We start from the raw sequence: 23,763 nt of genomic DNA, 5'->3' as shown, positions 1-23,763 counted from the left end.
TCGCCGCCCCGGCCGCTCTCCACCGATGCGGCCAGGAGGCCGCCATCACCGGGCAGGCCGCGCGCCGCCCGGCCGCCGCTCATGGGCGGAGGGCTATCCCTCGCCCCGGGCCCTTCCGCCCGGACGGCCCCGCCCGTGCGCCGCCGGCCCGACCGCAGAGAACGGAGCGCATCCCAGGCATGACGGATCCCACCCTTTCCCGCCGCCCCAACGCACGTGCTCCCCAGGCGGGGCGAAGCCGGCGGGGATGCGGGGCGGGGTGGTGGATGGCGCTCCTCTCCGTGCTGCTCCTCGGCCTCGCGCCCGCCCCGGCCGCGGCCCAGGGAGGAGGCGCCGCGCTGACCCCGGAGGAGGCCCGGAACGCCCTCTCCGTGCTGGGGGACGATTCGAGGCGGCAGGCGGTGATCGACACGCTGCGCGCCCTGGCCGCCACGGCGCCCGATGCCGCGCCGGCCGCCGCGCCGGCGACTTCTGCACCAGCGACTTCGGCCCCGGCCACGCGGGCTACGGCAGCCCCTGCCCGGGCAACTTCGGCCCCGGCGGCTTCGGCACCGGCAACCCCGGCACCCGCCGCCGCGCCCGCCTCGCCGGGCGGGGCCGCGCCTGCGGAGCCGGTTTCCCTAACCTCCGACAGCCTCCTCGCCGAGATCGTCGCCGCGCTCTCGGAATGGCTCTCCGCCCTCTCGACGCAGCTCGCGGCGGTGGGGGCCGCCTTCTCCAGCATCCCCCTGATCTGGAACTGGCTCGTCCGCACCGCGGCGAACCCCTTCGCCCAGTCGGCGCTGCTCGACATCGCCTGGCGGCTGGCGGTGATCTTCGCCCTGGCCTGGGCGGCGCGCTGGGTGCTCCGCCGCGCGCTGCGGAGGCCGCGGGCCGCGCTGGAGCGACGGGCCGAGGCGGGCGCCGAGCGGCAGCGGGAGGAGCGGGTGGCCCAGGAGGCAGCCCAGGCGGCCGGCACCGCCGCGCCCCGGATCGCGACCGCGGCCGATCTGCGCCTGATGCAGCGCGCCCCGCTCGCGGCCCTCTGGCTGGTGCTGGAACTCATCCCGATCGGCGCCTTCGCCCTGGTGGGGAACCTGCTCCTGGCCACGCCGCTGGGGGATGGGGGTGTCACGCCCATGGTCATCCTCGCCGCCGTGAACGCCTTCGTCGCCCAGCACGTCGTCATGGCGGTTGGCTGCGCGGTCTTCTCGCCCTGCTCGCGCCGCCTGCGCCTGGTCCGCGTGTCGGACGAGACGGCCGCCTATGCGGAGGTCTGGCTCGGCCGCGTCTCGGGGGTCGCGATCTACGGCATGGCGGTGCTGGAGGTGGCGCGGCTGCTCGGCCTGTATCCCGCCGCCTATCTCGCGGCGGCCAAGCTGGTCATCCTGCTGAACCATGTCCTTCTCAGCATCGTAATTCTCCAGTGCCGCCGCGGCGTGGCGGTGCGGATCGCGCCCGCGGCCGGCACGGGCGGGGCGCTCGGCGTGGCGCGGAGCTGGCTGGCGCGGGTGTGGCACATCCTCGCCATCTTCCTCCTCGCCGCGCTCTGGTTCGTCTGGGCGCTCCAGATTCAGAACGGCTACGGGCTGCTGCTGCGCTATCTCGGCTCGACGGTCGTGGTGATCGTCGTCGCGCGGCTGGCGGCGGTGGCGCTGCTCGGGCTTCTCGACCGCGTCTTCCGCATCCGGGCCGAGACGACGCAGCGCCTGCCGCTGCTGGAGGGCCGCGCCAACCGCTACGTGCCGCTGATGCGCCGGGGCATCTCGGGGCTGATCGGGGTGGTCGCGGCGCTAGCGCTGCTACAGCTCTGGGGCCTGGACGTCGCCGCCTCCTTCCAGGAGGGGCGGCTAGGGCACCGGATCGCGGGCTCGGTGATCGTGCTGCTCGTCGCCGGCCTGCTGGCCGCCGTGATCTGGGAAGGGGTGAATGCCTGGATCGACCGCACCATCGCCGAGATGTCGGCGCGCGGGGAGCGGGCGCGCTCGGCGAGGCTGCGGACGCTGCTGCCGCTGCTGCACACCACGCTGCTGGTGCTGATCGTCGCGATCGTGGGCTTCACCGCCCTGTCCCAGCTCGGGGTGAACATCGCGCCGCTGCTGGCGGGGGCGGGGATCCTCGGCGTGGCCGTCGGCTTCGGCTCGCAGAAGCTGGTGCAGGACGTCATCACCGGCATCTTCCTCCTGCTGGAGAACACGATGCAGGTGGGGGACTGGGTGACGGTTTCCGGCCTGTCGGGGACGGTCGAGAACCTCTCCATCCGCACCATCCGGCTGCGGGCGGGGGACGGCTCGGTCCATGTGATCCCCTTCAGCTCCGTCACCACGGTGACGAACACCAACCGGGGCATCGGCAACGCCGCCGTCTCCGTCACCGTCGCCTTCTCCGAGGACCCGGACCGGGTAGGGCAGGCGCTGAAGGAGATCGGGGCGGGGCTGCGGGCGGACCCCGCCTTCTCGGGCCAGATCCTCGACGACTTCGCCCTCTGGGGCGTGGACAAGGTGGACGGTGCGACCTTCACGGTGCTCGGCCAGATGCCCTGCACGGATACGGGGCGCTGGGGCGTGCAGCGGGAGTTCAACCGCCGCATCCGGCAGCGCTTCGCGGAGCTGGGCATCGCCATCGCCGTGCCGGCCCAGTCCGTCATCCTCTCCCGCTTCGCCCGCTCCCCGGCGGAGGCCGAGAGCATGGGCGCCGGGCGGGAAGGGCCGGAGCAGGCCGCCCTGCCCGAGCCATCCGGCGCCGCGCGGAACTCACCCCCGCCGGCGGCGCTCGGCAACACGCAGTAGTTCTGCGCCCCGGTCAGAAGTGGATCAGCTCCGGCGCGAAGAAGCCGAGGCCGCTCAGCACGGCGCCGACAACGCCCAGCACCGCGCCGCCGAGGGCGAGCAGCGGCACGCCGGTCACGATGCTGGCCGAGGCGACGACGATCGCCACCTGGAAGGCGGCCGAGCCGTACTCGTGCATGTGGTAGGCGGCCATGGAGCGGTCGCGCACGCGCTCGGCGGCCTTGGCGCGCTCGGCGAGTTCCCGCCGTCCCTCGCCGGTGGAGGGCTCGCTCTCCCAGCGGTCGGCGGTCGCGCGCCAGGCGGCGACCTGGCGGGAGGTGGCGGCGCGGCGGGCCTCGTCCTCCGCTTCCGGCGCGAGGGCGGCGGCCTCGGCGGCCGTGCGGACCGTGGTTTGGCGAATGGTGCGGGCCTGGAAGAAGGCCCAGAGATTCGAGGCCTCGACGTTGCGGGACAGCGCCTCCGTCTGCGCGCTCTTCGCCCCCGTCTCGGCGATGGCCAGCAGCAGGGCCAGCACCGCGATCAGCAGCGCGACCCGCTTGTTCTCCCCGGAATGATCGACGTGACCGTGCCCGGCCATGGTGCATGAACCCCCTGTAATGCGGGCGGGGAGATGCCACCGGCTCCCGGTCCTGTGAAGGGGGCTAGTCTTCCCGCACGCGGCCGCGCCCCTGCTTGATGCCGGCGCGCACGCCCTTGGCCGCAAGGCGGCGTTCCTGGCTGCCCTTGGTCGGGCGCGTGGGGCGGCGGACGGGCGGGGGAGGGGCCGCGGCCTCCTTCAGCAGGGCGAGCAGCCGGGCACGGGCGGCCTCGCGGTTGCGGTCCTGCGTGCGGTGCTCCCGCGAGGTCAGGAGGAGGACGCCCTCCTCCGTCATGCGCCGCCCCGCCAGCTCGCGCAGGCGGGCCAGCACGCGCTCCGGCAGGCCGGGCACGCGCGCGGTGTGCAGGCGGAGCTGCACGGCGGTGGCCACCTTGTTGACGTTCTGCCCACCCGGGCCGGAGGCGGCGATGAAGCTCTCCTCCAGCGCCTCGGCTGGAACCGTCAGGCGCTGGGTGACGCGGAGCGGGTCCAAGCTAGTACAGGTTGTCCGCGCAGTAGGGCGCCATCTCGTTGTCGTAGGAATCGCGGGAGAGGCGGCCGGCGGTGTGCTCGTCGATCATCTCGCCCCCGGTCGGCACCCCCTCCGGCTTGCCCTGGCCGGACCAGAGCCCTGCCCGCAGCAGCGCGCGGGGGCACTGCATGAACACCTCCGTGACCGAGACGAGCATCACGGTGGCGGGCAGGGTGCGGCCCATCGCCATCCGCTCGCGGAGCGCAGGATCGGTCGTGATGCGCGCCGTGCCGTGGACGCGCAGAGTCTCCCCCATGCCGGGGACGAGGAAGAGCAGGGCCACGCGGGGGTCGTCCAGCACGTCCCGCAGCGCGTCCAGCCGGTTGTTCCCGCGCCGGTCGGGCAGGGCGAGGGTCTTCTCGTCCAGGACCTGGACGAAGCCGGGCGCGTCCCCTCGCGGCGAGGCGTGAGGCCCGCGTTCGCCGACCGTGCTGAGCACGGCGAAGGGCGAGCGGGCGATGAAGGCGGCGCTGCGCTCCCCGATCCGGTCCGTGGCCTTGGTGGCGACCACCGGCTTCGGCGCGGGATAGATGGTCGCCAGCGCCGCAGGGCTCGCGATGGCGAAGGGGTCGGAGGAGGGGTTGGCGTCCATACGGGCGAACCTAGACCCTCCGGGCGGCCGGAGTCAGGCGCGAATTGGCGGCGCGGGTGGCGCCGGGCGGGCGCTGCCCCTATGATCGGCGCTTCCAGCCCCGCCGCGCGGGCCGCCCCTCCGCTCCGGGGCCCGGGCCCCGGCGGGCCGGCGCGCGGCCGCCTTCCCGGCCGGCGCGCCGTCGCCGAGAAAGGGAACAGGACGCCGACATGGCCGGCCATTCGCACGCCAAGAACATCGCCCACCGCAAGGCCGCGCAGAGCGCCAAGCGCGCCCAGGCCTGGGGCAAGCTCATCCGGGAGGTGACGGTCTCCGCCAAGACCGGCCTGCCCGACCCCGCGCACAACCCCCGCCTGCGCGCGGCGGTGAAGGCGGCGCTGGTGGCCAACATGCCGCGCGACACGGTGGAGCGCGCGATCAAGCGCGTGGCCCAGGGCGCCGATACCGAGAACTACGACGAGGTCCGCTACGAGGGCTACGGCCCGAACGGGGTCGCCATCATCGTCGAGGCGCTGACGGACAACCGCAACCGCACGGCCTCCGACCTCCGCTCCATGTTCTCCAAGAATGGCGGCGCGCTGGGCGAGAGCAACTCGGTCGCCTTCCAGTTCGAGCGCGAGGGCGTGGTGCGCTACCCCCTCTCCGCCGGGGATGCCGACACGGTGCTGGAGGCAGCCATCGAGGCGGGCGCCCAGGACGTGGAGAGCGACGAGGACGGGCACGCCATCCGCACCGCGATCGAGGACCTCTTCGCCGTGCGCGACGCGCTGGAGGGCAAGCTCGGCCCGGCCGAGAGCGCGAAGCTGGAATGGCGCCCCAACGCCACCGTGCCGCTGGACGAGGACGCCGCGCGCGGCGTGCTGAAGCTCGTGGACGCGCTGGACGACCATGACGACGTGCAGAACGTCTACGCCAATTTCGACGTGCCGGACGACGTCCTCGACCGGCTGACCGCTTGAGCACCCAGTCCGGCGCCGCCGCGCCGCCAGGCGCGACGGCGTTGCGCGCGGGCGGGACCGTCCGCATCCTCGGCCTCGACCCCGGCCTCCAGCACACGGGCTGGGGGCTGGTGGAGAGCAGCGGCTCCCGCCTCCGCCATCTCGGCGACGGGGTGGTGAGCACGAAGGCCGACCTGCCGCTGGCGGACCGGCTCTGCATCATCCACCGCGCGCTCTCGGCCCTGATCGAGGAGCACCGGCCGGACGAGGCGGCGGTGGAGCACACCTATGTCAACAAGAACCCCGGCGCCGCGCTGAAGCTCGGCCAGGCGCGCGGGGTGGTGCTCCTCGCGCCCGCGATGCTCGGCGTGATCGTCGCCGAGTACCAGGCGATGGAGATCAAGCGCGCGGTCGTCGGCACCGGCCATGCCGACAAGGTGCAGGTGCAGGACATGGTGCGGCGCCTGCTGCCGGGCGCGGCGATCAAGCGGGCGGACGCGGCGGACGCGCTGGCGATCGCCATCTGCCACGCGAATCACCGCTCCACCCGCAACGCCCTCGCGCGCGGCTACATGACGGCATGATCGGCAAGCTGACGGGCCGCCTCGATTCGGTGCACGAGGGCGGCTGCATCCTGGACGTGAACGGGGTGGGCTACCTCATCGCCGCCTCCTCCCGCGCGGTCGCGGCCCTGCCGGCGGATGCCAAGGGCACGCTCTGGATCGAGACGGTGGTGCGGGAGGACGCAATCACCCTCTACGGCTTCGCCGATGCGGCGGAGCGGGACTGGTTCCGGCTGCTCACGGGCATCCAGGGCGTCGGGCCGAAGGTGGCGCTGGGGCTTCTCTCCGCCCTCTCGCCGCGCGACCTCGCGGCGGCGATCGTCGCCGGGGACCGGGGCAGCCTCACCCGCGCGCCGGGCGTCGGGCCGAAGCTGGCCGTGCGCCTCTTGAGCGAGCTGCGGGAGAAGGTGGGCGGGATGCCGACCGGCGACGCCGCCTTCGCCGTGCCCGCCGCGCCGGTTCCCGAGCGCGGGGCGGCGGCGGACGCCGTCTCCGCCCTGCTCAACCTCGGCTGGCGCCGGCCCGAAGCGGCGTCGGTGGTGGCGCGGGTGCAGGATCGGCTGGGCGAGGGGGCGGACCTCAACACGCTCATCCGCGAGAGCCTGAAGGAGATGGCCCCGCGCTGAGGCCCGGCCCGCTCAGGCGGGTTCCGGTTCGCGCCGTTCGATTCTCGCGGGGCTGTGCAGGCCGAAGCTGGCCGTGGCGGGCGCCGCTTCCGGGACCGGCGCGATGCGCGTGGCCCGGGCGACCCCCGGCCTGGTGGGCTCGGGCGTCAACGCCTCCCCGAAGAGGAGGAGGTAGATCCCGAACCCGACCGCCAGGATGGCGGTGACGAGCGGCAGCAGGAGCAGGAGCAGTGCGGCGGCGCTGAGGGAGGTGAGCATGGCGACCTCTGGTCGGGGTGCTGCCGGTGCGCGGAACTCCTTTCCGTCTCCGCCGGGCCTTTGCCCGGGGCGGCCGGCGCAGGATGCGGGGGATTCCTGAACGAAGGATTGACGGCGCTCACGAAACCGTGAGGTCGCGACAGCGGGCCGCGGTCACGCTATGTTCCGCCGATGAGTAGTGATCGCATCACCGCCGGCAACCGGCAGGAGGAGGACGCGGCGGAGGCCACGCTGCGCCCCCAGACGCTGGCGGACTTCACCGGCCAGCCGGCCCTGCGGGAGAACCTCTCCGTCTTCGTCCAGGCCGCCCGGGGGCGCGGCGACGCGCTCGACCACGTGCTGCTCTTCGGCCCGCCGGGCCTGGGCAAGACGACCCTCGCCCAGATCGTGGCCCGCGAGCTCGGGGTCGGGTTCCGCGCCACCTCCGGCCCGGTGCTGCAGCGCGCGGGCGACCTTGCCGCGATCCTGACGAACCTGCAGCCGCGGGACGTGCTCTTCGTGGACGAGATCCACCGCCTCCAGCCGGCGATCGAGGAGACGCTCTATCCCGCGATGGAGGACTTCCAGCTCGACCTCATCATCGGGGAGGGGCCGGCGGCGCGGACCGTGCGGATCGACCTGCCGCCCTTCACCCTGGTTGGCGCCACGACGCGGGCGGGGCTGCTCGCCACGCCGCTGAGGGACCGCTTCGGCATCCCGCTCCGGCTGCAATTTTACTCGCCGGAGGAGTTGGAGCGGATTGTGGCGCGCGGGGCACAAAAGCTCGGCTTCGTGCTCACCCCCGACGGCGCGCGGGAGATCGCGACGCGCAGCCGCGGCACGCCGCGCATCGCCGGGCGCCTGCTGCGGCGCGTCAGGGACTTCGCCGCCGTGGCCGGGCGGGACGCGGACCGGGCGCTGGCCGATTCCGCACTTGGCCGGCTGGAGGTGGACCGCCTCGGGCTCGACGCGATGGACCGCCGCTACCTCCGCCGCCTGGCCGATCACCACGGCGGCGGCCCCGTGGGCGTGGAAACGCTGGCCGCCGCGCTCGCCGAGAGCCGGGACACGCTGGAGGAGGTGATCGAGCCCTTCCTCATCCAGGAGGGGCTGATCCTCCGCACCCAGCGCGGGCGCGTGCTCGGCCTGCCCGGCTGGAAGCACCTGGGCATGACCCCGCCGCGCAGCGCCGTGGTTTCCCAGGGGGACATGCTGGGCGACCTGCTGGACGATTCCGGCGCCTGATCCCGATACGGATTCCCCTCTGGCAGCCGCGCCCGATCGGCGCTAGGCGCCTCCGCCATGGCCGTCCACCGCTATCCCATCCGCGTCTATTTCGAGGACACCGACGCGGGCGGGGTGGCCTATCACGCCAACTATCTCCGCTGGGCGGAGAGGGCGCGGACTGAATCGTTACGGGACATTGACTTGCCCCATCATCTTCTGATGGAACGTCACCGTTCGTTGCTTGTGGTGCGTCGCATCGAAGTGGCGTATCTGCGCCCGGCCCGGCTGGACGACGCGCTGGTGGTCGAGACGCGGGTGCTGAAGGCGGGGGCGGCCTCGGTCGAGGTGGCGCAGGACGTGGTGTCGGGGGATGGCGGGGTGCTCGCGCGGCTGAAGGTGGGTCTGGTCTGCGTCTCTCAGGAGACGCTGCGGCCCGTGCCCCTGCCCGAGCCCTGGCGCAGTGCCCTTCGCCCCGATCCGGCGCTCGAGAAGGTTTCGCCCGGAAGGGCCTGAGGGGATGCGCCCGGTGCGGGGCGCGGGGGATTGCCCCGGGATGGGGCAGGGGATTGAAGGAGACCGCCCGTGGGTGGTGTGACTGCGCAGAACCTGGCCGCGGCCGGGCACGACCTCTCGCTCTGGGGGCTGTTCCTCCAGGCGGACTGGGTGGTGAAGGCGGTGATGATCGGCCTGCTGCTGGCCAGCATCTGGGTCTGGGCCATCGTCTTCGAGAAGTGGAACACGATGCGCCGGGTGAACCGCGCGGCGGACGCCTTCGAGGACAAGTTCTGGTCCGGCGGCAACCTGGAGGACCTCTACCGCAGCGATGGCGAGCGCCCCTCCCATCCCATGGCGGCCGTCTTCGGCGCGGGGATGCGGGAGTGGAAGCGCGCCGCCGATCTCGGTCTGACCGGGGCACTCGCGCTGACCGGCATGAAGGAGCGGTCGGAGCGCGCGATGAACGTCGCTGTCTCCCGCGAGATGGACGGGCTGGAGAAGTGGATGACCTTCCTCGCCTCCGTCGGCTCGGTCGGCCCCTTCATCGGGTTGTTCGGCACGGTCTGGGGCATCATGAACTCCTTCTCCGCCATCGCGGGGATGAACAACACGAACCTCGCCGTCGTCGCCCCCGGCATCGCCGAGGCGCTGTTCGCGACCGCGATCGGCCTCGTGGCCGCTATTCCGGCCGTGCTCGCCTACAACAAGATCAACACGGACCTCTCGCGCTTCGCCGGGCGGCTGGAGGGCTTCGCCTCCGAGTTCGGCGCCATCCTCTCCCGCCAATCGGACGAGGCGGCGGTGCCACGGCCCCGCCAGCCGGCCCAGGTCTGACGCCGTGGCCGTTTCCCTGAACACGGGCGGGCGGCGCGGCGGGCGCCGCCGCCCGATGGCCGAGATCAACGTCACGCCGCTGGTGGACGTGATGCTCGTGCTGCTCATCATCTTCATGGTCGCCGCCCCGCTGATGACGGTGGGCGTGCCCGTGGACCTGCCCAAGACCCAGGCCGCCGCGCTCAACCAGGAGCAGGAGCCGCTGACCGTCACGATCAACCCGGAGGGGCGGATCTTCCTGCAGGAGACGGAGGTGCAGGCGGACGGCCTCGTGCCGCAGCTGCGTGCCATCATGCAGAACCAGCCCCAGGGGCAGCCGGAGCGCCGCATCTTCGTGCGCGGGGACCGCAACATCGCCTATGGCCGGATCATGGAGGTGATGGGCATCGTCTCCTCCGCCGGCTTCTCGCGCGTCGCGCTTTTGGCCGAGCAGCCGGCGGGACAGCCCGCCCGCGGCGCCGCCCCGGCCGCCGCTCCGCAGGCGCCGGCCCAGGGCCCGGCCGGTGGCGGCGCGCGCGGCACGGCCCAGCCGTCGCGTCCCGGCGCGCCCGCGCGGTAAGGAACGCGGTCGAAATCCATGTCCGAGGCCATCGGCACAATGGGGGGCGGCCACCGGCTCCGCCCCTGGATCATCGCCTCCCTGGTGCTGCACGCGCTGGTGGGGCTGATGATGCTCATCGAGATGCCCGGGCGGGATATTCCCGAACCCGTGGAGACCGCCGTCCCCGTCGAGATCGTGACGCCCGAGCCGCCCCAGCTCGCCCAGGCGCCCGAACCGCTGCCGCTGCCCGCGCCCCCCGCGCCGACGCCGACCCCGCCCGCCCCCAACGCCGCGCCGCAGCCGCCCGAGCCGGCGCGCAACGAGCCGCCCACGCCGCTGCCGCCGCCCCCGCCGCCCAACCCGGCCGCGGCGCCCATGCCCTCTCCCCCGGTTCCCACGCCGCCGGCCCAGGTGCCGCCCGCGCCGATTCCGCCCGCCCCCATCCCGCCCGCGCCAATCCCGCCGGCGCCCAGCCCCGCGCCGCCGGCCCCGTCGCCGCCGCGCCCGGCCCCGCCCGTGCCCGCGCCGTCCCCGCCGCAGCAGCAGGCCCAGGCGCCCGCCCCCGCCGCGCCGGCACCGCCCGCGCCGTCCCTGCCGCTCCCGCCGCCGCCCGCGCCCGCGGCGCCCGAGGGGGTGCAGCCGCCGGCACCGACCCCGCCCACGCCGCAGCGCCCGGCTCCCGCGCCGACGCCGCCCACCCCGCCCGCGCCGCAGCGCCCGGCCCCCGCGCCGACGCCGCCCGCCCCACCCGCGCCCCAGCGCCCGGCTCCGGCGCCGCCGAGCCCGCCCGCACCCCAGCGCCCGGCGCCCGCGCCGGCCACCCCTGCCCCGCCGGCGCCCGCGCCGCCCACTCCCGCCCCGCCGGCGCCGGCCACTCCCGCCCCGCCGGCGCCGCCCACGCCCGCCCCGGCGCGCCCGGCCCCACCGCAGCAGCAGGCCGCCGCCCCGGCAGCCCCGCCCGCGCCGGCGCGCCCGAACCCCGTGCCGAACCAGCCCCCCGTGCCGCCCGCGCGGGAGAGCAACAACCGGCCGGGCACGGGGCAGTCGCCGCCCGTGCAGAACCCCGCCGAGAACAGCAACTCCGTGCAGAACACGCTGGAGCGGCTGCGCGCCGCGGCGGCGCGCAACCAGGCGCCGGCCTCGCGCGCCAACCCGGCGGCGGGCAGCTCTGGCTCCGGCAGCGCCGCTTCCGCCCCCGCCGCGGGCGGCGGCGCGCCGACCGGCGCGGCCGCGCTCACCTCCGGCGAGATCCGGGGCGTGGCCGACAAGATCAGCGAGTGCTGGTCGGTGGATGCCGGCGCGCCGGACATCTCCAGCATCGTGGTGGAGCTGAAGGTGGAGGCGGATGCGAACGGCGTGGTGCGCGTGGTGCGCCCGGCCGGCAGCATCCCGAGCGAGCCCCGCGCCCGCGCCGTGTTCGAGGCCGCCCGCCGCGCGCTGATGGACCCGAAGTGCTCGCCGCTGCCCTTCCCGCGGGACAAGCTGGCCGCGATCAACAGCGCGACCTTCCGCTTCAACCCGCGCGGGCTGACCCGGTGAATCCCCTGGCGCCCCGGATCAACTCCCGGCGGGGGCAGGGCATCACGCCCGCCCCCGGCTTGCGCGCCGGCGCGGCTTCGGCTCTTTCCCCCATCCGCATTCCCGAGGTTTCGCATCCATGATGACGCCAGATGGGCTTGAGACGGGCCGGCGCGGCCTGATCCTGGGTGGCGCCGCGCTGCTGACGGTGCCGGCCGCCGCCCGCGCGCAGGGCTCGGGCCAGGGGGCCGTGATCGACATAACCCGCGCGCGGACCGATCCGATTCCGATCGCGGTGCCGGCCCTGGCCGGCGGCGGCGGGCGCGGGGCCGACATCGCGCGGGTGATCCAAGCGAATCTCCGCAATTCCGGCCTGTTCCGCCCCGTGGACAACGCCGCCTTCATCCAGAGCGCCGAGGCAGCCGCCGCGACCCCGCGCTTCCAGGACTGGCGCGTGATCGGCGCCAACGCCCTCGTCACCGGCCGGGTGGAGGACCAGGGCGGGCGGCTGCGCGTGGAGTTCCGCCTGTGGGACGTGCTGCCGGAGCAGCAGATCCAGGGCACCGCCTTCACCGCCCCGGCCGCCCAGTGGCGCCGCATCGCCCACCTCATCTCCGACGTGATCTACGAGCGCCTGCTGGGCGAGAAGGGCTATTTCGACACGCGCATCGTCTACGTCGCCGAGAGCGGACCGCGGGACCGGCGCGTGCGGCGGCTGGCGATCATGGACCAGGACGGCGAGAACAACCGCTTCCTGACCGACGGCTCCTTCCAGGTGCTCTCGCCGCGCTTCCACCCGAACGCGCAGCAGATCGTCTTCATGTCCTACTTCCAGAACCAGCCGCGCGTGTACCTGTTCGACCTGAACAGCGGCCGCTCGGAGGTGCTGGGCCAGTTCCCGGGCATGACGCTCTCGCCGCGCTTCTCGCCGGACGGGCGCACCGTGGTGCTCGCCTATGCCACGGGCGGGGACGCGAATATCTTCGCCGTCGATGTCGGCTCGCGCAGCCAGCGCCAGCTCACTTCGGGCGGCGGGCTGGACGTGTCGCCCTGCTACTCCCCTGATGGCTCGCAGATCGTCTTCAACTCCGACCGCGGCGGGGACCAACAGCTCTACGTCATGTCCGCGGGCGGCGGCGGGGCCCGGCGCATCTCCTTCGGGCGCGGGCGCTACGCCACCCCCGTCTGGTCTCCGCGCGGCGACCTCATCGCCTTCACCCGCATCTCCGGCGGGCAGTTCGGCATCGGCGTGATGCGGCCGGATGGCTCGGGCGAGCGGATCCTTTCCGAGGGCTGGGGCATGGAGGGGCCGACCTTCGCGCCCAACGGCCGCGTGCTCGCCTTCTACCGCGAGACGCAGGCGCGCGGCTCGCGGGGCGAGGGCTATTCCGCCCGCCTCTCGCAGATCGACATCGCCGGGTTTAATGAGAGACAGATCGTGACGCCGACGGATGCAACCGATCCGTCCTGGTCGCCGCTTCTCGCCTGATCCGCCCAACGAAACATTCCCTAAGGAGTCCTGACTGATGAACGTGAAGATCCTCGGTGCGCTGGGGGCCATCGCCCTGCTCGCCGCCTGCTCGTCCGACGATGCGGCGAACAGCGGCGCGGCCACCGGCGCGGGCGGCTCGGGCGGCGTGGGCGGGCTCGGCGGCGCGGGCATGGGCGCCGCCCGGCCGGGCAGCCAGGAGGACCTCGTCGCCAATGTCGGCGACCGCGTCTTCTTCGACACGGACAGCAGCCAGGTCCGCGGCGACGGCCGCACGACGCTGGAGCGGCAGGCCGCCTGGCTTGCCCGCTACCCGCAGGTGACGGTCTACATGGAAGGCCATGCCGACGAGCGCGGCACGCGCGAGTACAACCTCGCCCTCGGCCAGCGCCGCGCCAACTCCGCGCGCGACCTGCTGGTGGCGGGCGGCGTGTCCGGCCAGCGCATCCAGACGATCTCCTACGGCAAGGACCGCCCGGCGGCCCTCGGTTCGGACGACGCCTCCTGGGCGCAGAACCGCCGCGCGGTGACCACGGTCCGCTGAGCGGCGCCGGCCGCGCCCACGGGCTCGGCCGGGCATGACCCCGGCGCGGTTCCTCCCGCGCCGGGCACCGCCGCCCGCGAGGGGCGGCACGGACGGCCCCGCGCGGCGCCTTGCCGGGCCGGGTTTTCAGATCGGGGGTGATCGATGCTGCGAACCGGATCCTGGCGGGGAATGCGCCTGGGTGCCGCGCTGATGGCCGGGGCGGCGCTTTCCGCGCTGCTGCCCTCGGGCGGGGCGTTGGCGCAGGCGGAGAGCCGGGAGGGCATCTACCTCCAGAACCAGATCCTCCAGCTCCGTCAGGAGATGGATATCCTGCGCCGCAGCGGTGCGGCCGTGGCGCCGCAATTGCCGGCGCCGGGCCGCGGTGGCCCGCCGGCAGGCGGGGGCGAGCTGGTCGGGCAGCTTCTCGAGCGCGTCGGGACGCTGGAGGAGGAGGTGCGCCGCCAGCGCGGCCGCGCCGAGCAGGCGGAATACGCCAACCGCACCCTGCAGCAGCAGGTCGAGAAGCTGCAGGGCGACATCGAGTACCGCTTCAACGCGCTGGAGAGCCGCGGCGGCGCCGCGGCCGGGACGTCTCCCCCGGCGGGGCGAGCCGCGGGCGGGCAGGGAGGCGCGGTAGCCCCGCAGGCCGCCTCGCCCGCCCCGCCCAACCAGCCCGCACCCCCCGCCGGCCAGCCCGCCGCGCCCGCGCCGCGCACGCCCGAGCTGGCGCTGCGCGAGGGGCAGGCCGCGCTCGCCCGCCGCGACTACGCCGCCTCCGAGGCGGCGGCGCGGGAGGTTCTGGGCGCGCGCAACAGCCCGCGCGCGCAGGATGCGGGCATCCTGCTCGGCGATTCGCTGCTGGGCCGGCGCGACTTCCAGAACGCCGCCCTGGCCTATGACGACGCCTATCGCCGCAACCGCACCTCCGGCCGCGCGCCCGAGGCGATGATCGGCCTGGCCAACGCCTTCAACGGCTTCAACGCCAAGCGCGAGGCCTGCCAGACGCTGGACGACCTCCGCAGCCAGTTCCCCCGCCTCTCCGGCGCGGTGGCGGAGCGCGCGGGGCAGGCGCGGCAGCGCGCGGGCTGCCGCTGACGGGCGGATCGCCCGGCGGCGCGGAGCCGGCGGGCGACTTTGCGGTCGCGATGGAGCGGCTGGGGCCCTTCGGCCCGGCGCCGCTGCTGGCGGTGGGCGTCTCCGGCGGGCCGCACAGCCTGGCCCTGGCGATCCTGGCTTCCGAATGGGTGGCGGTGCGGGGCGGGCGGGTGCTCGCCCTCGTGGCCGATCACGGGCTGCGGCCGGGGAGTGCTGCCGAGGCGCGCGCTGTCCTGGCGCAACTGGGCGGGCTGGGCATCGCGGTACGGCTGCTCCCCCTCGAACTGTCTCCGGGCCCCGGCCTGCACGAGCGGGCGCGCGAGGCGCGGCTCGCGGCCCTGCTAGCGGCGGCCGGGGCCGAGGGCGCGCCCTGGCTTCTTCTCGGCCATCACCGGGCGGACCAGGCGGAGACAGTGGCCTTCCGGGCGCTGCGCGGCTCGGGCGAAGCGGGGCTGGCCGGCATGGCGCCCGCGCGCCCGGCGGTGGAGGCCCTGGTGCTGCGCCCCTTGCTCGGCGTGGCGCCCGGCCGGATCGAGGCCTTCCTCGCCGCCCGCCGCCTCGATCCCCTGCGCGACCCGTCCAACGACGACCCCCGCTTCGCCCGGGCGCGGCTTCGGCTGGCGCTGGGCGACCCCGGGGGGGAAGGGCCGGGCATCGCCGCCCTCGCGGCCGCGGGGGAGGGCTTCGCGGCCCGGCGGGCGCGGATGCGGGCGGCCATGGCGGAACGGCTGGCCGGGGCCGCCGAGTTCCGGGAGGAGGGCTGGGCGCGGCTGGACCGTGCCGCGCTCGGGCGGGACGCGGTGGCGGAGGCCGCGCTCTCCGCCCTGATCCGCGCGCTCGGCGGCGGGGTGCACCCGCCGGCGCGCGCCGCCGTCTCGGCCCTGCTGGCCCGGGGCGGGGGGAGCCTCGGCGGGGCGCTCTGGCGCGGCGGCCTGGTCCTGCGCGAGCCCGCGCGCTGCGCGCTGCCCGTGCCGGCGAGGGCGGGGGTGATGTGGGACGGGCGCTGGCGGGTGCTCTCCGCCCCCGGCGGGACCATGGTCGGGGCGCGGGGCGCGGGGCCGCGGATCGAGGGCCTGCCCTCCCTGGTGGCCGCCGGCCTTCCCGTCCTGCGGAACGCGGCCGGCGAAATCATTGCCGCACCGGGGCGGGAAGGGGGATGGGCGGTCGAATTCAGCCCGATTTCCGGGCCGCTCGCGTGAATGCCACGTCATCCGGTGGTTCCAAGATGCGCCGGGGCTCCCTATCTTGTTCCTGAGCCGGCAGGTCCGGCCAAGGATCGGGACCGTCAAGTGAACAATTTCGGCCGCAACCTCGCGCTCTGGGTGATCGTCGCCCTGCTGCTCGTGGCGCTGTTCAACCTGTTCCAGCCCTCAGGCAGCCAGTCCAGCCGGGGCATGCAGGTTGCCTATTCGGACTTCCTGAACGAAGTCCAGCAAGGTCACGTGCGTGACGCGACCATCCAGGGGCGGATCGTCTCCGGCCAGCTCCAGGACGGGCGGACCTTCAGCACCTACACGCCCGAGGACCCGCAGCTCGTCCAGCGGCTGACGGAGAAGGGCGTGCGCGTCGTCGCGCGGCCCGAGGAGAGCGACGTGAACCCGCTCTTCCAGATCCTCATCTCCTGGTTCCCCATGCTGCTGCTGATCGGCGTCTGGGTCTTCTTCATGCGCCAGATGCAGGGCGGCGGGGGCCGCGCCATGGGCTTCGGCAAGTCCAAGGCGAAGCTGCTGACGGAGAAGCAGGGCCGCGTCACCTTCGAGGACGTGGCCGGCATCGAGGAGGCGAAGGGCGAGCTGGAGGAGATCGTGGAGTTCCTCCGCGACCCCCAGAAGTACCAGCGCCTCGGCGGCAAGATCCCCAAGGGCGTGCTGCTCGTCGGCCCCCCGGGCACCGGCAAGACGCTTCTCGCGCGCTCCGTCGCGGGCGAGGCGAACGTGCCCTTCTTCACCATCTCCGGCTCCGACTTCGTGGAGATGTTCGTCGGCGTCGGCGCCAGCCGCGTGCGCGACATGTTCGAGCAGGGCAAGAAGAACGCCCCTTGCATCATCTTCATCGACGAGATCGACGCGGTGGGCCGCCACCGTGGCGCCGGGCTCGGCGGCGGCAATGACGAGCGCGAGCAGACGCTGAACCAGATGCTCGTCGAGATGGACGGCTTCGAGTCGAACGAGGGCGTGATCCTCATCGCCGCGACCAACCGCCCGGACGTGCTCGACCCCGCGCTGCTGCGCCCCGGCCGCTTCGACCGCCAGGTGGTGGTGCCGAACCCCGACGTGAACGGGCGGGAGAAGATCCTGCGCGTCCACATGCGGAAGGTGCCGCTGGCCTCCGACGTTGATCCGAAGGTCATCGCGCGCGGCACCCCGGGCTTCTCGGGCGCCGACCTCGCCAACCTCGTGAACGAGGCGGCGCTGCTGGCCGCCCGCACCGGCCGCCGCACCGTTGGCATGCACGAGTTCGAGGCGGCGAAGGACAAGGTTCTGATGGGCGCCGAGCGCCGCTCCCTCGTGATGAGCGAGGCCGAGAAGCGCATGACCGCCTATCACGAGGCCGGCCACGCCCTGATGGCGATGAGCGAGGAGGAGTGCGACCCCGTCCACAAGGCCACCATCATCCCGCGAGGCCGCGCGCTGGGCCTGGTGATGAGCCTGCCGGAGGGCGACCGCTACTCCAAGCACAAGTCCAAGATGAAGGCCGAGCTGGCCATGGCCATGGGCGGTCGCGTCGCGGAGGAGATCATCTTCGGCCCGGACAAGGTCTCCAACGGCGCCTCGGGCGACATCAAGATGGCGACCGACCTCGCCCGCCGGATGGTCACGGAGTGGGGCATGTCGGACAAGATCGGCATGGTCGCCTACGGCTCGAACGACCAGGAGGTCTTCCTCGGCCACTCGGTGACGCAGTCGAAGAACCTGTCGGAGGCGACGGCCCAGGCGATCGACGGCGAGATCCGCTCGATCATCGATGCCGCCTACCAGCGGGCGAAGAAGACGCTGACGGACCGGATCGAGGACCTGCACCTCCTGGCCAAGGGACTGCTGGAATACGAGACCCTCTCGGGCGACGAGATCCGGCAGGTGCTGCGGGGCGGGCCCGTGGTGCGGGACCGGCCGGACGAGCCGGTGAACCAGGGCCGGGGCAGCGTCCCCAGCTCGGGCCGGCCCAATCCGCGGCCCGACACGGGCGGGATGCATCCGGCCCCCTCGGGAGCCTGATAATCCGGCCCCGCCCCCTGGCGCGGGGCGCGCCGAGACGGTTGAATAGGAACGGGGGCCCTTGCGGCCCCCGTTCCCGTTTCCGGGTCATGGGGGCAGGCAGGATGCCGCGCTGGGTCGAACCGATAGGGCTGCTGCACGGGCGCGCGGCCTTCGCCGCCGTGGCCGCCGGTGCCGCCCTGCCGCTGGAGGGAGGCGCTGCCGCCTTCACCCTCGTCCGGCTGATCGAGGACGGGGCGATCGCGGGGCTGATGCCGGCGGTCGAGACGCCCGAGGGCTGGCAGGAGGAGGTCCTGGCGCTCACCCGCACGCCCCTGCCCTTCGCCGGCCTGCCCGACGCCGCGAGCCTCGGCCGCCCGCTGGTCATGGGCGTGCTGAACGTGACGCCCGACAGCTTCTCCGATGGTGGCCGCCACCTCGACCCCCGCGCCGCGCTGATGGCGGCGGACGCCATGCTGGAGGCGGGCGCCGACATGATCGACGTGGGCGGGGAGAGCACCCGCCCCGGCGCCCCGCCCGTGGATGCGGAGACCGAGATCGCCCGCGTCCTCCCCGTCATCAGGGAGATCGCGAAGAACGCGCCGGTGAGCGTGGACACCCGCCACGCCGCCACCATGCGCGCCGCGCTGGACGCCGGGGCGGAGGTGGTGAACGACGTGACCGCCCTCCGCCACGATCCCGGGGCCCTGGGCGTGGTGGCGGAGGCCGGCTGCTCCGTGGTGCTGATGCACATGCCCGGCACCGACCCCGCGACCATGCAGGACCGCGCCCGCTACGAGGACGTGGCGCTGGAGGTGACGCGCTTCCTCGCCGCTCGCATTGCCGCCTGCGAGGCGGCCGGCATCCCGCGCCACCGCATTGCGGTGGATCCCGGGATCGGCTTCGGCAAGACGATGGACCACAACCTCGAGCTGCTGGACCGGCTGCCCATCCTGCTCGGCCTCGGCTGCCCGGTGCTGGTGGGGGCGTCTCGCAAGCGCTTCATCGGCACCCTTTCCGGCGCCGCCGCCCCGCGGGACCGCATGGCGGGCAGCGTGGGGGTCGCGATCGCCGCCGCCTCGCGCGGGGCCTCGATGCTGCGGGTCCACGACGTCGCCGAGACGGTGGCGGCCTTGCGCCTCTGGCGGGCGAGCGTGGCCGGGGCACCGCAGGTTCCCGTCGAGGCCTGAGGAAACCGGCGCCTCCCTGCCCCTGGCGGCGGGGAGGCGCTACAGAGAGACGAACGCTGGGGAGGGCGGGCATGAGCGACGGCAAGAGGCGCCTTTTCGGCACGGACGGTATCCGGGGCGTGGCCAATCGCGCGCCGATGGATGCGGCGACGGCGCTGCGCCTGGGCCAGGCGGCGGGCCGCTTCTTCAACCGCGGCGGGCACCGGCACCGCGTAGTGATCGGCAAGGACACCCGCCTCTCCGGCTACATGCTGGAGCCCGCGCTGACGGCGGGCTTCGTGGGCGCGGGCATGGACGTGGTGCTCGTCGGCCCGCTGCCGACGCCGGCCATCGCGCTGCTGACGCGCAGCCTGCGGGCCGATCTCGGGGTGATGGTCAGCGCCTCGCACAACCCCTTCGAGGACAACGGCATCAAGCTCTTCGGGCCGGATGGGCTGAAGCTCTCCGACGCGCAGGAGGAGGAGATCGAGGCGATGATGGGCGGCGATCTCACCGCCGCCCTCGCCGCGCCGCGCCGCCTCGGCCGGGCCTCCCGGCTGGAGGACGCGCCCGGCCGCTACATCGAGGCGGTGAAGGCGAGCTTCCCGCGCGGGCGAAGCCTGGAAGGGCTGCGGATCGTCGTCGATTGCGCCCATGGCGCCGGCTACAAGGTGGCCCCCACCGTGCTCTGGGAGCTCGGCGCCGAGGTGGTCTCCGTCGGCGTCGCGCCCGATGGCTTCAACATCAATGCGGGCTGCGGCAGCACCGCGCCCGGCGCCCTGGCCGCGCTGGTGCGGGAGCGCCGCGCCGATCTGGGCATCGCGCTGGACGGGGATGCCGACCGCGTGGTGCTGGTGGACGAGACCGGCGCCGTTGTGGACGGCGACCAGATCCTCGCCCTCATCGCCGCCTCCTGGGCCGCCGAGGGGCGGCTGCGCGGCGGGGCGGTGGTGGCCACCGTCATGTCCAATCTCGGGCTGGAACGCTTTCTTCAGGAGAAGGGCCTTACCCTCATCCGGACGAAGGTGGGGGACCGCTACGTGGGAGAGGCGATGCGCGAGAAGGGCTGCAACCTGGGGGGCGAGCAGTCGGGCCACGTCATCCTCTCGGACCACGGCACCACCGGGGACGGGCTGGTGGCCGCGCTCCAGGTGCTCTCGGTCCTGGTCGAGGAGCGGCGCCCGGCGAGCGAGGTGCTGCGCCGCTTCCGGCCCCTGCCGCAGAAGCTGGTCAATGTCCGCCATTCCGGCGGCTCGCCGCTGGCCGACGAGCGGGTGGCGGAGGCAATCGCCGCGGCCGAGGCCGAGCTCGGCCCCCGCGGCCGCGTGCTGATCCGCCCGAGCGGGACGGAGCCCCTGATCCGCGTGATGGTCGAGGCCGAGGAGGAGGAGATGGTGGATCAGCTCACCGCCCGGCTGGCCGAGGTGATCCGCACGGCCTCTGCCGCCCCGGCCCGGGCCGCCGCCGAATGAAGGGGCGCGTGCTGATCGTCGCCGGCTCCGATTCGGGGGGTGGGGCGGGCATCCAGGCCGACATCAAGGCGGTGACGGCCCTCGGCGCCTATGCCGCGACCGCCGTGACGGCGCTGACCGCGCAGGACACGCGCGGCGTGCGCGCCGTCCACCCCGTGCCGCTCGATTTCCTGCAGCTCCAGATCCGCATGTCCTTGGAGGATATCGGGGCGGACTGCATCAAGACCGGCATGCTGGCCGATGCCGCGACGATCGACGCCGTCTGCGACGCGCTGGCCGGCTGCGGGGTGAAGCTGGTCGCCGATCCCGTGATGGTGGCCAAGGGCGGGGCCCGCCTGCTCGAGCCCGGCGCGGTGGAGACGCTGAAGCGCCGCCTCATGCCGCTGGCCACGATTCTCACCCCGAACCTTCCGGAGGCGGAGGTGCTGTCCGGCATGTCCATCCCCGATGCCGAGACGATGGAGCACGCGGCGGAGGTGCTGATGACGCTCGGCGTGCCCGCCGTGCTGCTGAAGGGCGGGCATCTCGATGGCCCCGTGGTGCGGGACGTGCTGGCGACCGAGGACGGGCTGGAGGTGTTCGAGAGCCCGCGCATCGACACTCCCCATACCCATGGCACGGGCTGCACCCTCGCCTCCGCCATCGCGGCCGGCCTGGCCCAGGGCCTGGGGCTCAGGGATTCGGTGGTGCGCGCGCGGGCCTATGTGGAGGCGGCGATTCGCTCCGCCCCGGGCTACGGGCACGGCCACGGGCCGCTGGACCATGCCGTGACGGTCGATCCCGCGCGGCTCGCGGCGCTGGGCTAGAGCCGATCCCGTTCCGGTGGAATCACCGGGACGGGTGAATCGGCTCTTCGAACAACATGCCCGAGCGGTTGAAGTGAGCCAGGGCGAACGGAAACCGCTCTAGGAGCCTCAGGCCGGGCGGATGATCCGCTTCTCATCGGTGTCGGCGGGGTCCTCGACCCAGCCCTCGACATAGGAGACGCGGAGCGCCGCCATCCCCGCCGCCGCGATCGGGGCGGCCAACAGGATGCCGAGGAAGCCGAGTCCCGTGCCGAACAGCGCCTGCGCCCCGAGCAGCAGGGCCGGCGGCACGTCGGACGACTGCTTCTGCACCATGGGCGTGAGGAAATTGCCCTCGATGTTCTGGGACGCGAAGAAAAGCGCGATCACCCAGGGCACGAGCGAGGTGTCGTGCGAGGCGGCGATGAGCACGGCCGGCACCGCGCCGATCACCGGCCCGATATAGGGCATGAAGCCGAAGATCGCCGTCAGGATGGCGAGCAGCGCCGCCAGCGGCACGCCGAGCGCCCAGAGGCCGAGGAAGGTGAAGACCCCCGTGAAGGCCATGCCGAACATCTGCCCGAGCAGCCAGCCGCGCAGCGAGTGCGCCATGGCGTTCAGCGTCGCCTCCCCGCGCGGGCGCAGGCCGGGGGAGAGCAGGGCGAGCGCACCGCGCCGGTAGAGGGTGGGGTCCGCGCCGATATAGAGGCCGAGCAGGAGGACGAGCAGCGCATTGCCCAGCGCGCCGAGCGTGCCGCTCACCCCGGCCAGCGCGAAGTTCGCCGCCGCCCGGGCGGAGGGCTGCACCGCCTCGGGCTGGGCCTGCCCCTTCAGCCAGTCGCCGCCGGGCAGCCCCTCCAGCAGGGTTCCGGCCCGCTCCAGCACGCGCGGGACGGCCCGGGAGAACTCCCGCGCCTGGTCGGCGAGGGTGGCGAAGCCGAACCAGACGAGCAGGCCGAGGGCGACCAGCGCGACCAGCGCGACGATCATCACCCCCCAGTGCTCGGCGATGCCCAGGCGCCGGGCCAGCGGCACGCCCGGCGCGCGCAGCGCCACCGCGAGGAGGCAGCCGGCGAAGACGATGAGGACCACGTCCGGGGCGAACCAGGCGATGAGCGCCACGACGGCGAGAAGAATGATCAGGGTGGCGGAGTCATGGCGCATCGGGGCGGCAACGAGGGGGGAGGGGCGGGGTTGCGCGCCCCTCGCGCGCGCCCTTCGCTTGACCGGAACGGCGGGCGGGGGCTAGCCCGCGGGGCCACCGGGCGGTAGCCCGCGGGGGCGTCGGGCGGTAGCCCGCGGGGACACCGGAGCGGGAGAGGTTCTCATGGCGGCAGCGAGCGGCGAGATGGGCGCGGCGAGGCCGGAGGAGCGCCCCCGCAATCCCTGCTTCTCCTCCGGCCCCTGCGCCAAGCGCCCGGGCTGGTCCCTGGCGGCGCTGGAGGGCGCGATGCTCGGCCGCAGCCACCGGGCCGCGGAGCCGAAGGCGCGCATCGCGGAGGTGATCGAGCGCTCGAAGGCCCTGCTGGGCATGCCGGCGGACTGGCGGCTCGGCGTCGTCCCGGCCTCCGACACCGGCGCGGTGGAGATGATCCTCTGGTCCGTCCTCGGTACCAGGGGCGTGGACGTGCTGGTCTGGGAGAGCTTCTCGAAGGAGTGGGCGACGGACATCGTGCAGCAGCTGAGGCTGGGCGATGCGCGCATCCGGGAGGCGGCCTACGGGCGGCTCCCGGCCCTCGATCCCGTGGACCCCGCCCGCGACGCGGTCTTCGTCTGGAACGGCACGACCTCGGGCGTGCGGCTGGCGGATGCAGACTTCATCAGCGACGAGCGCGAGGGGTTGGCCATCTGCGACGCGACCTCGGCCGCCTTCGCCATGCGGCTTCCCTGGGAGAAGCTCGATGTCGTCACCTGGTCCTGGCAGAAGGTGCTGGGGGGCGAGGCGGCGCACGGGATGCTGGCCCTCTCGCCCCGCGCGGTGGCGCGGCTGGAAGCCACCAACCCCGGCCGACCCCTGCCGAAGATCTTCCGGCTGACCAAGGGCGGGAAGCTCATCGAGGGCATCTTCCAGGGCGACACGATCAACACGCCCTCCATGCTCTGCGTGGAGGACGCGCTGGATGGTCTCCGCTGGGCGGAATCGATCGGCGGGCTGGACGCGCTGATCGCGCGGTCGGAGGCGAATCTGGCGGCGGTGGCGGGCTGGGTCGCCCATAGCGGCTGGGCCGACTTCCTGGCCGTGGAGGAGGCGACGCGCTCCTGCACCTCCATCTGCCTGACGATCACCGTCCCCTGGTTCAAGGCGATGGACGCGGCCGGCCAGGCCCGCGCGGCCAAGCGGCTGGCCGCGATCCTAGAGGAGGAGGGGGTGGCGCTCGACATCGCCTCCTACCGCGACGCGCCGCCCGGCCTCCGGATCTGGGGCGGGGCGACGGTGGAGACCTCGGACATCGAGGCGCTGCTGCCCTGGCTGGACTGGGCCTTCGCCGAGCTGGCCGTGGAGCTGGCGCGGGAGGAGGCGGGTTCGGCCGGCTGATCACGCCTGGAACCTTCCGCCCCTAGCAGGGTTCCCCACCCGGGAACGA

At 74.1% G+C, this 23,763-nt stretch carries 22 protein-coding genes and 1 pseudogene; 18 read left to right on the top strand and 5 right to left on the bottom strand.

The annotated features are described in order from the left end of the window. The first annotated feature begins 266 nt into the window (after nucleotides 1-266). Entirely contained in the window at nucleotides 267-2,768 is a 2,502-nt protein-coding gene (locus FHS87_RS14345) for a mechanosensitive ion channel family protein (protein WP_184519604.1), read from the top strand. 13 nt (nucleotides 2,769-2,781) lie between these two features. Here FHS87_RS14345 and FHS87_RS14340 read toward each other — a convergent pair whose 3' ends face one another. The 3 genes from FHS87_RS14340 to FHS87_RS14330 form a co-directional block, all read right to left on the bottom strand. Further along, on the bottom strand, nucleotides 2,782-3,345 hold the full coding sequence (locus tag FHS87_RS14340) for a DUF4337 domain-containing protein (RefSeq protein ID WP_184519602.1): 564 nt from the start codon (nucleotides 3,343-3,345) through the stop codon (nucleotides 2,782-2,784). Nucleotides 3,346-3,409: 64 nt separating this feature from the next. Beyond that, on the bottom strand, nucleotides 3,410-3,838 hold the full coding sequence (gene arfB, locus FHS87_RS14335; RefSeq protein WP_184519599.1) for an alternative ribosome rescue aminoacyl-tRNA hydrolase ArfB: 429 nt from the start codon (nucleotides 3,836-3,838) through the stop codon (nucleotides 3,410-3,412). 1 nt (nucleotide 3,839) lies between these two features. After that, nucleotides 3,840-4,469 (bottom strand): MSMEG_1061 family FMN-dependent PPOX-type flavoprotein, encoded by a 630-nt coding sequence (locus FHS87_RS14330; protein WP_184519596.1) that lies wholly within the window; start codon nucleotides 4,467-4,469, stop codon nucleotides 3,840-3,842. Nucleotides 4,470-4,678: 209 nt separating this feature from the next. On the opposite strand from FHS87_RS14330, the gene FHS87_RS14325 reads away from it, so the two are divergent. The 3 genes from FHS87_RS14325 to ruvA are packed head-to-tail and all read left to right on the top strand — an operon-like array spanning nucleotide 4,679 to nucleotide 6,596. After that, nucleotides 4,679-5,428 (top strand): YebC/PmpR family DNA-binding transcriptional regulator, encoded by a 750-nt coding sequence (locus FHS87_RS14325; protein WP_184519593.1) that lies wholly within the window; start codon nucleotides 4,679-4,681, stop codon nucleotides 5,426-5,428. Nucleotides 5,429-5,469: 41 nt separating this feature from the next. Continuing rightward, the gene (gene ruvC / locus FHS87_RS14320; RefSeq protein ID WP_184519738.1) at nucleotides 5,470-5,991 is read left to right on the top strand and encodes a crossover junction endodeoxyribonuclease RuvC; all 522 of its coding nucleotides are present in this window, start codon (nucleotides 5,470-5,472) and stop codon (nucleotides 5,989-5,991) included. After that, nucleotides 5,988-6,596 (top strand): Holliday junction branch migration protein RuvA, encoded by a 609-nt coding sequence (ruvA, locus tag FHS87_RS14315; RefSeq protein ID WP_184519590.1) that lies wholly within the window; start codon nucleotides 5,988-5,990, stop codon nucleotides 6,594-6,596. The genes ruvC and ruvA overlap by 4 nt, the downstream gene beginning before the upstream one ends. 12 nt (nucleotides 6,597-6,608) lie before the next feature. On the opposite strand, the gene FHS87_RS14310 is transcribed toward ruvA, so the two are convergent. Further along, complete coding sequence (locus FHS87_RS14310) at nucleotides 6,609-6,854, bottom strand: hypothetical protein (RefSeq protein ID WP_184519587.1); 246 nt, start codon at nucleotides 6,852-6,854, stop codon at nucleotides 6,609-6,611. Nucleotides 6,855-7,025: 171 nt separating this feature from the next. Here FHS87_RS14310 and ruvB point away from each other — a divergent pair, with 171 nt between their 5' ends. The 13 genes and pseudogenes from ruvB (at nucleotide 7,026) to thiD (ending at nucleotide 21,199) form a co-directional block, all read left to right on the top strand. Beyond that, nucleotides 7,026-8,078: a Holliday junction branch migration DNA helicase RuvB gene (gene ruvB, locus FHS87_RS14305; RefSeq protein WP_184519584.1), complete on the top strand. Its 1,053-nt coding sequence runs from the start codon at nucleotides 7,026-7,028 to the stop codon at nucleotides 8,076-8,078. Between the two features lie 57 nt (nucleotides 8,079-8,135). Further along, nucleotides 8,136-8,573 carry a YbgC/FadM family acyl-CoA thioesterase gene (locus tag FHS87_RS14300; protein WP_184519581.1) on the top strand — a complete coding sequence of 146 codons (438 nt, stop codon included), beginning with the start codon at nucleotides 8,136-8,138 and terminating at the stop codon, nucleotides 8,571-8,573. Between the two features lie 69 nt (nucleotides 8,574-8,642). Continuing rightward, nucleotides 8,643-9,389, top strand: coding sequence for a protein TolQ (gene tolQ / locus FHS87_RS14295; protein ID WP_184519578.1), 747 nt, complete (start codon nucleotides 8,643-8,645; stop codon nucleotides 9,387-9,389). Between the two features lie 55 nt (nucleotides 9,390-9,444). After that, a pseudogene (gene tolR, locus FHS87_RS14290) lies at nucleotides 9,445-9,831 on the top strand (protein TolR); the annotation flags it as partial. Nucleotides 9,832-9,966: 135 nt separating this feature from the next. Continuing rightward, nucleotides 9,967-11,469: a hypothetical protein gene (locus FHS87_RS14285; RefSeq protein ID WP_184519576.1), complete on the top strand. Its 1,503-nt coding sequence runs from the start codon at nucleotides 9,967-9,969 to the stop codon at nucleotides 11,467-11,469. Nucleotides 11,470-11,587: 118 nt separating this feature from the next. Then, complete coding sequence (gene tolB / locus FHS87_RS14280) at nucleotides 11,588-12,937, top strand: Tol-Pal system beta propeller repeat protein TolB (RefSeq protein WP_246418404.1); 1,350 nt, start codon at nucleotides 11,588-11,590, stop codon at nucleotides 12,935-12,937. A gap of 37 nt (nucleotides 12,938-12,974) precedes the next feature. Next, nucleotides 12,975-13,481, top strand: a complete 507-nt coding sequence (pal, locus tag FHS87_RS14275) for a peptidoglycan-associated lipoprotein Pal (RefSeq protein ID WP_184519573.1) — start codon at nucleotides 12,975-12,977, stop codon at nucleotides 13,479-13,481. A 171-nt stretch (nucleotides 13,482-13,652) separates the two neighbouring features. After that, on the top strand, nucleotides 13,653-14,558 hold the full coding sequence (locus FHS87_RS14270) for a tol-pal system YbgF family protein (RefSeq protein ID WP_184519570.1): 906 nt from the start codon (nucleotides 13,653-13,655) through the stop codon (nucleotides 14,556-14,558). Between the two features lie 50 nt (nucleotides 14,559-14,608). Further along, nucleotides 14,609-15,757, top strand: coding sequence for a tRNA lysidine(34) synthetase TilS (gene tilS, locus FHS87_RS14265; RefSeq protein ID WP_184519567.1), 1,149 nt, complete (start codon nucleotides 14,609-14,611; stop codon nucleotides 15,755-15,757). Nucleotides 15,758-15,847: 90 nt separating this feature from the next. Next, nucleotides 15,848-17,773 (top strand): ATP-dependent zinc metalloprotease FtsH, encoded by a 1,926-nt coding sequence (ftsH, locus tag FHS87_RS14260; protein WP_312861999.1) that lies wholly within the window; start codon nucleotides 15,848-15,850, stop codon nucleotides 17,771-17,773. Nucleotides 17,774-17,877: 104 nt separating this feature from the next. Next, complete coding sequence (gene folP, locus FHS87_RS14255; RefSeq protein WP_184519561.1) at nucleotides 17,878-18,942, top strand: dihydropteroate synthase; 1,065 nt, start codon at nucleotides 17,878-17,880, stop codon at nucleotides 18,940-18,942. 71 nt (nucleotides 18,943-19,013) lie between these two features. Then, entirely contained in the window at nucleotides 19,014-20,393 is a 1,380-nt protein-coding gene (gene glmM, locus FHS87_RS14250; RefSeq protein WP_184519558.1) for a phosphoglucosamine mutase, read from the top strand. Next, nucleotides 20,390-21,199 carry a bifunctional hydroxymethylpyrimidine kinase/phosphomethylpyrimidine kinase gene (thiD, locus tag FHS87_RS14245; RefSeq protein WP_184519555.1) on the top strand — a complete coding sequence of 270 codons (810 nt, stop codon included), beginning with the start codon at nucleotides 20,390-20,392 and terminating at the stop codon, nucleotides 21,197-21,199. The genes glmM and thiD overlap by 4 nt, the downstream gene beginning before the upstream one ends. 108 nt (nucleotides 21,200-21,307) lie before the next feature. On the opposite strand, the gene FHS87_RS14240 is transcribed toward thiD, so the two are convergent. Beyond that, nucleotides 21,308-22,342: an AI-2E family transporter gene (locus FHS87_RS14240; protein ID WP_184519552.1), complete on the bottom strand. Its 1,035-nt coding sequence runs from the start codon at nucleotides 22,340-22,342 to the stop codon at nucleotides 21,308-21,310. A 163-nt stretch (nucleotides 22,343-22,505) separates the two neighbouring features. Between FHS87_RS14240 and FHS87_RS14235 the strand changes: the two genes are divergently transcribed. Further along, complete coding sequence (locus tag FHS87_RS14235; protein ID WP_246418403.1) at nucleotides 22,506-23,714, top strand: phosphoserine transaminase; 1,209 nt, start codon at nucleotides 22,506-22,508, stop codon at nucleotides 23,712-23,714. The last annotated feature ends 49 nt before the right edge of the window (nucleotides 23,715-23,763 follow it).

It is taken from the genome of Muricoccus pecuniae (genome assembly GCF_014199205.1).
GTDB classification, from domain to species: Bacteria; Pseudomonadota; Alphaproteobacteria; order Acetobacterales; family Acetobacteraceae; genus Roseomonas; species Roseomonas pecuniae.
This window is presented reverse-complemented; position numbering and strand designations above follow the sequence as displayed.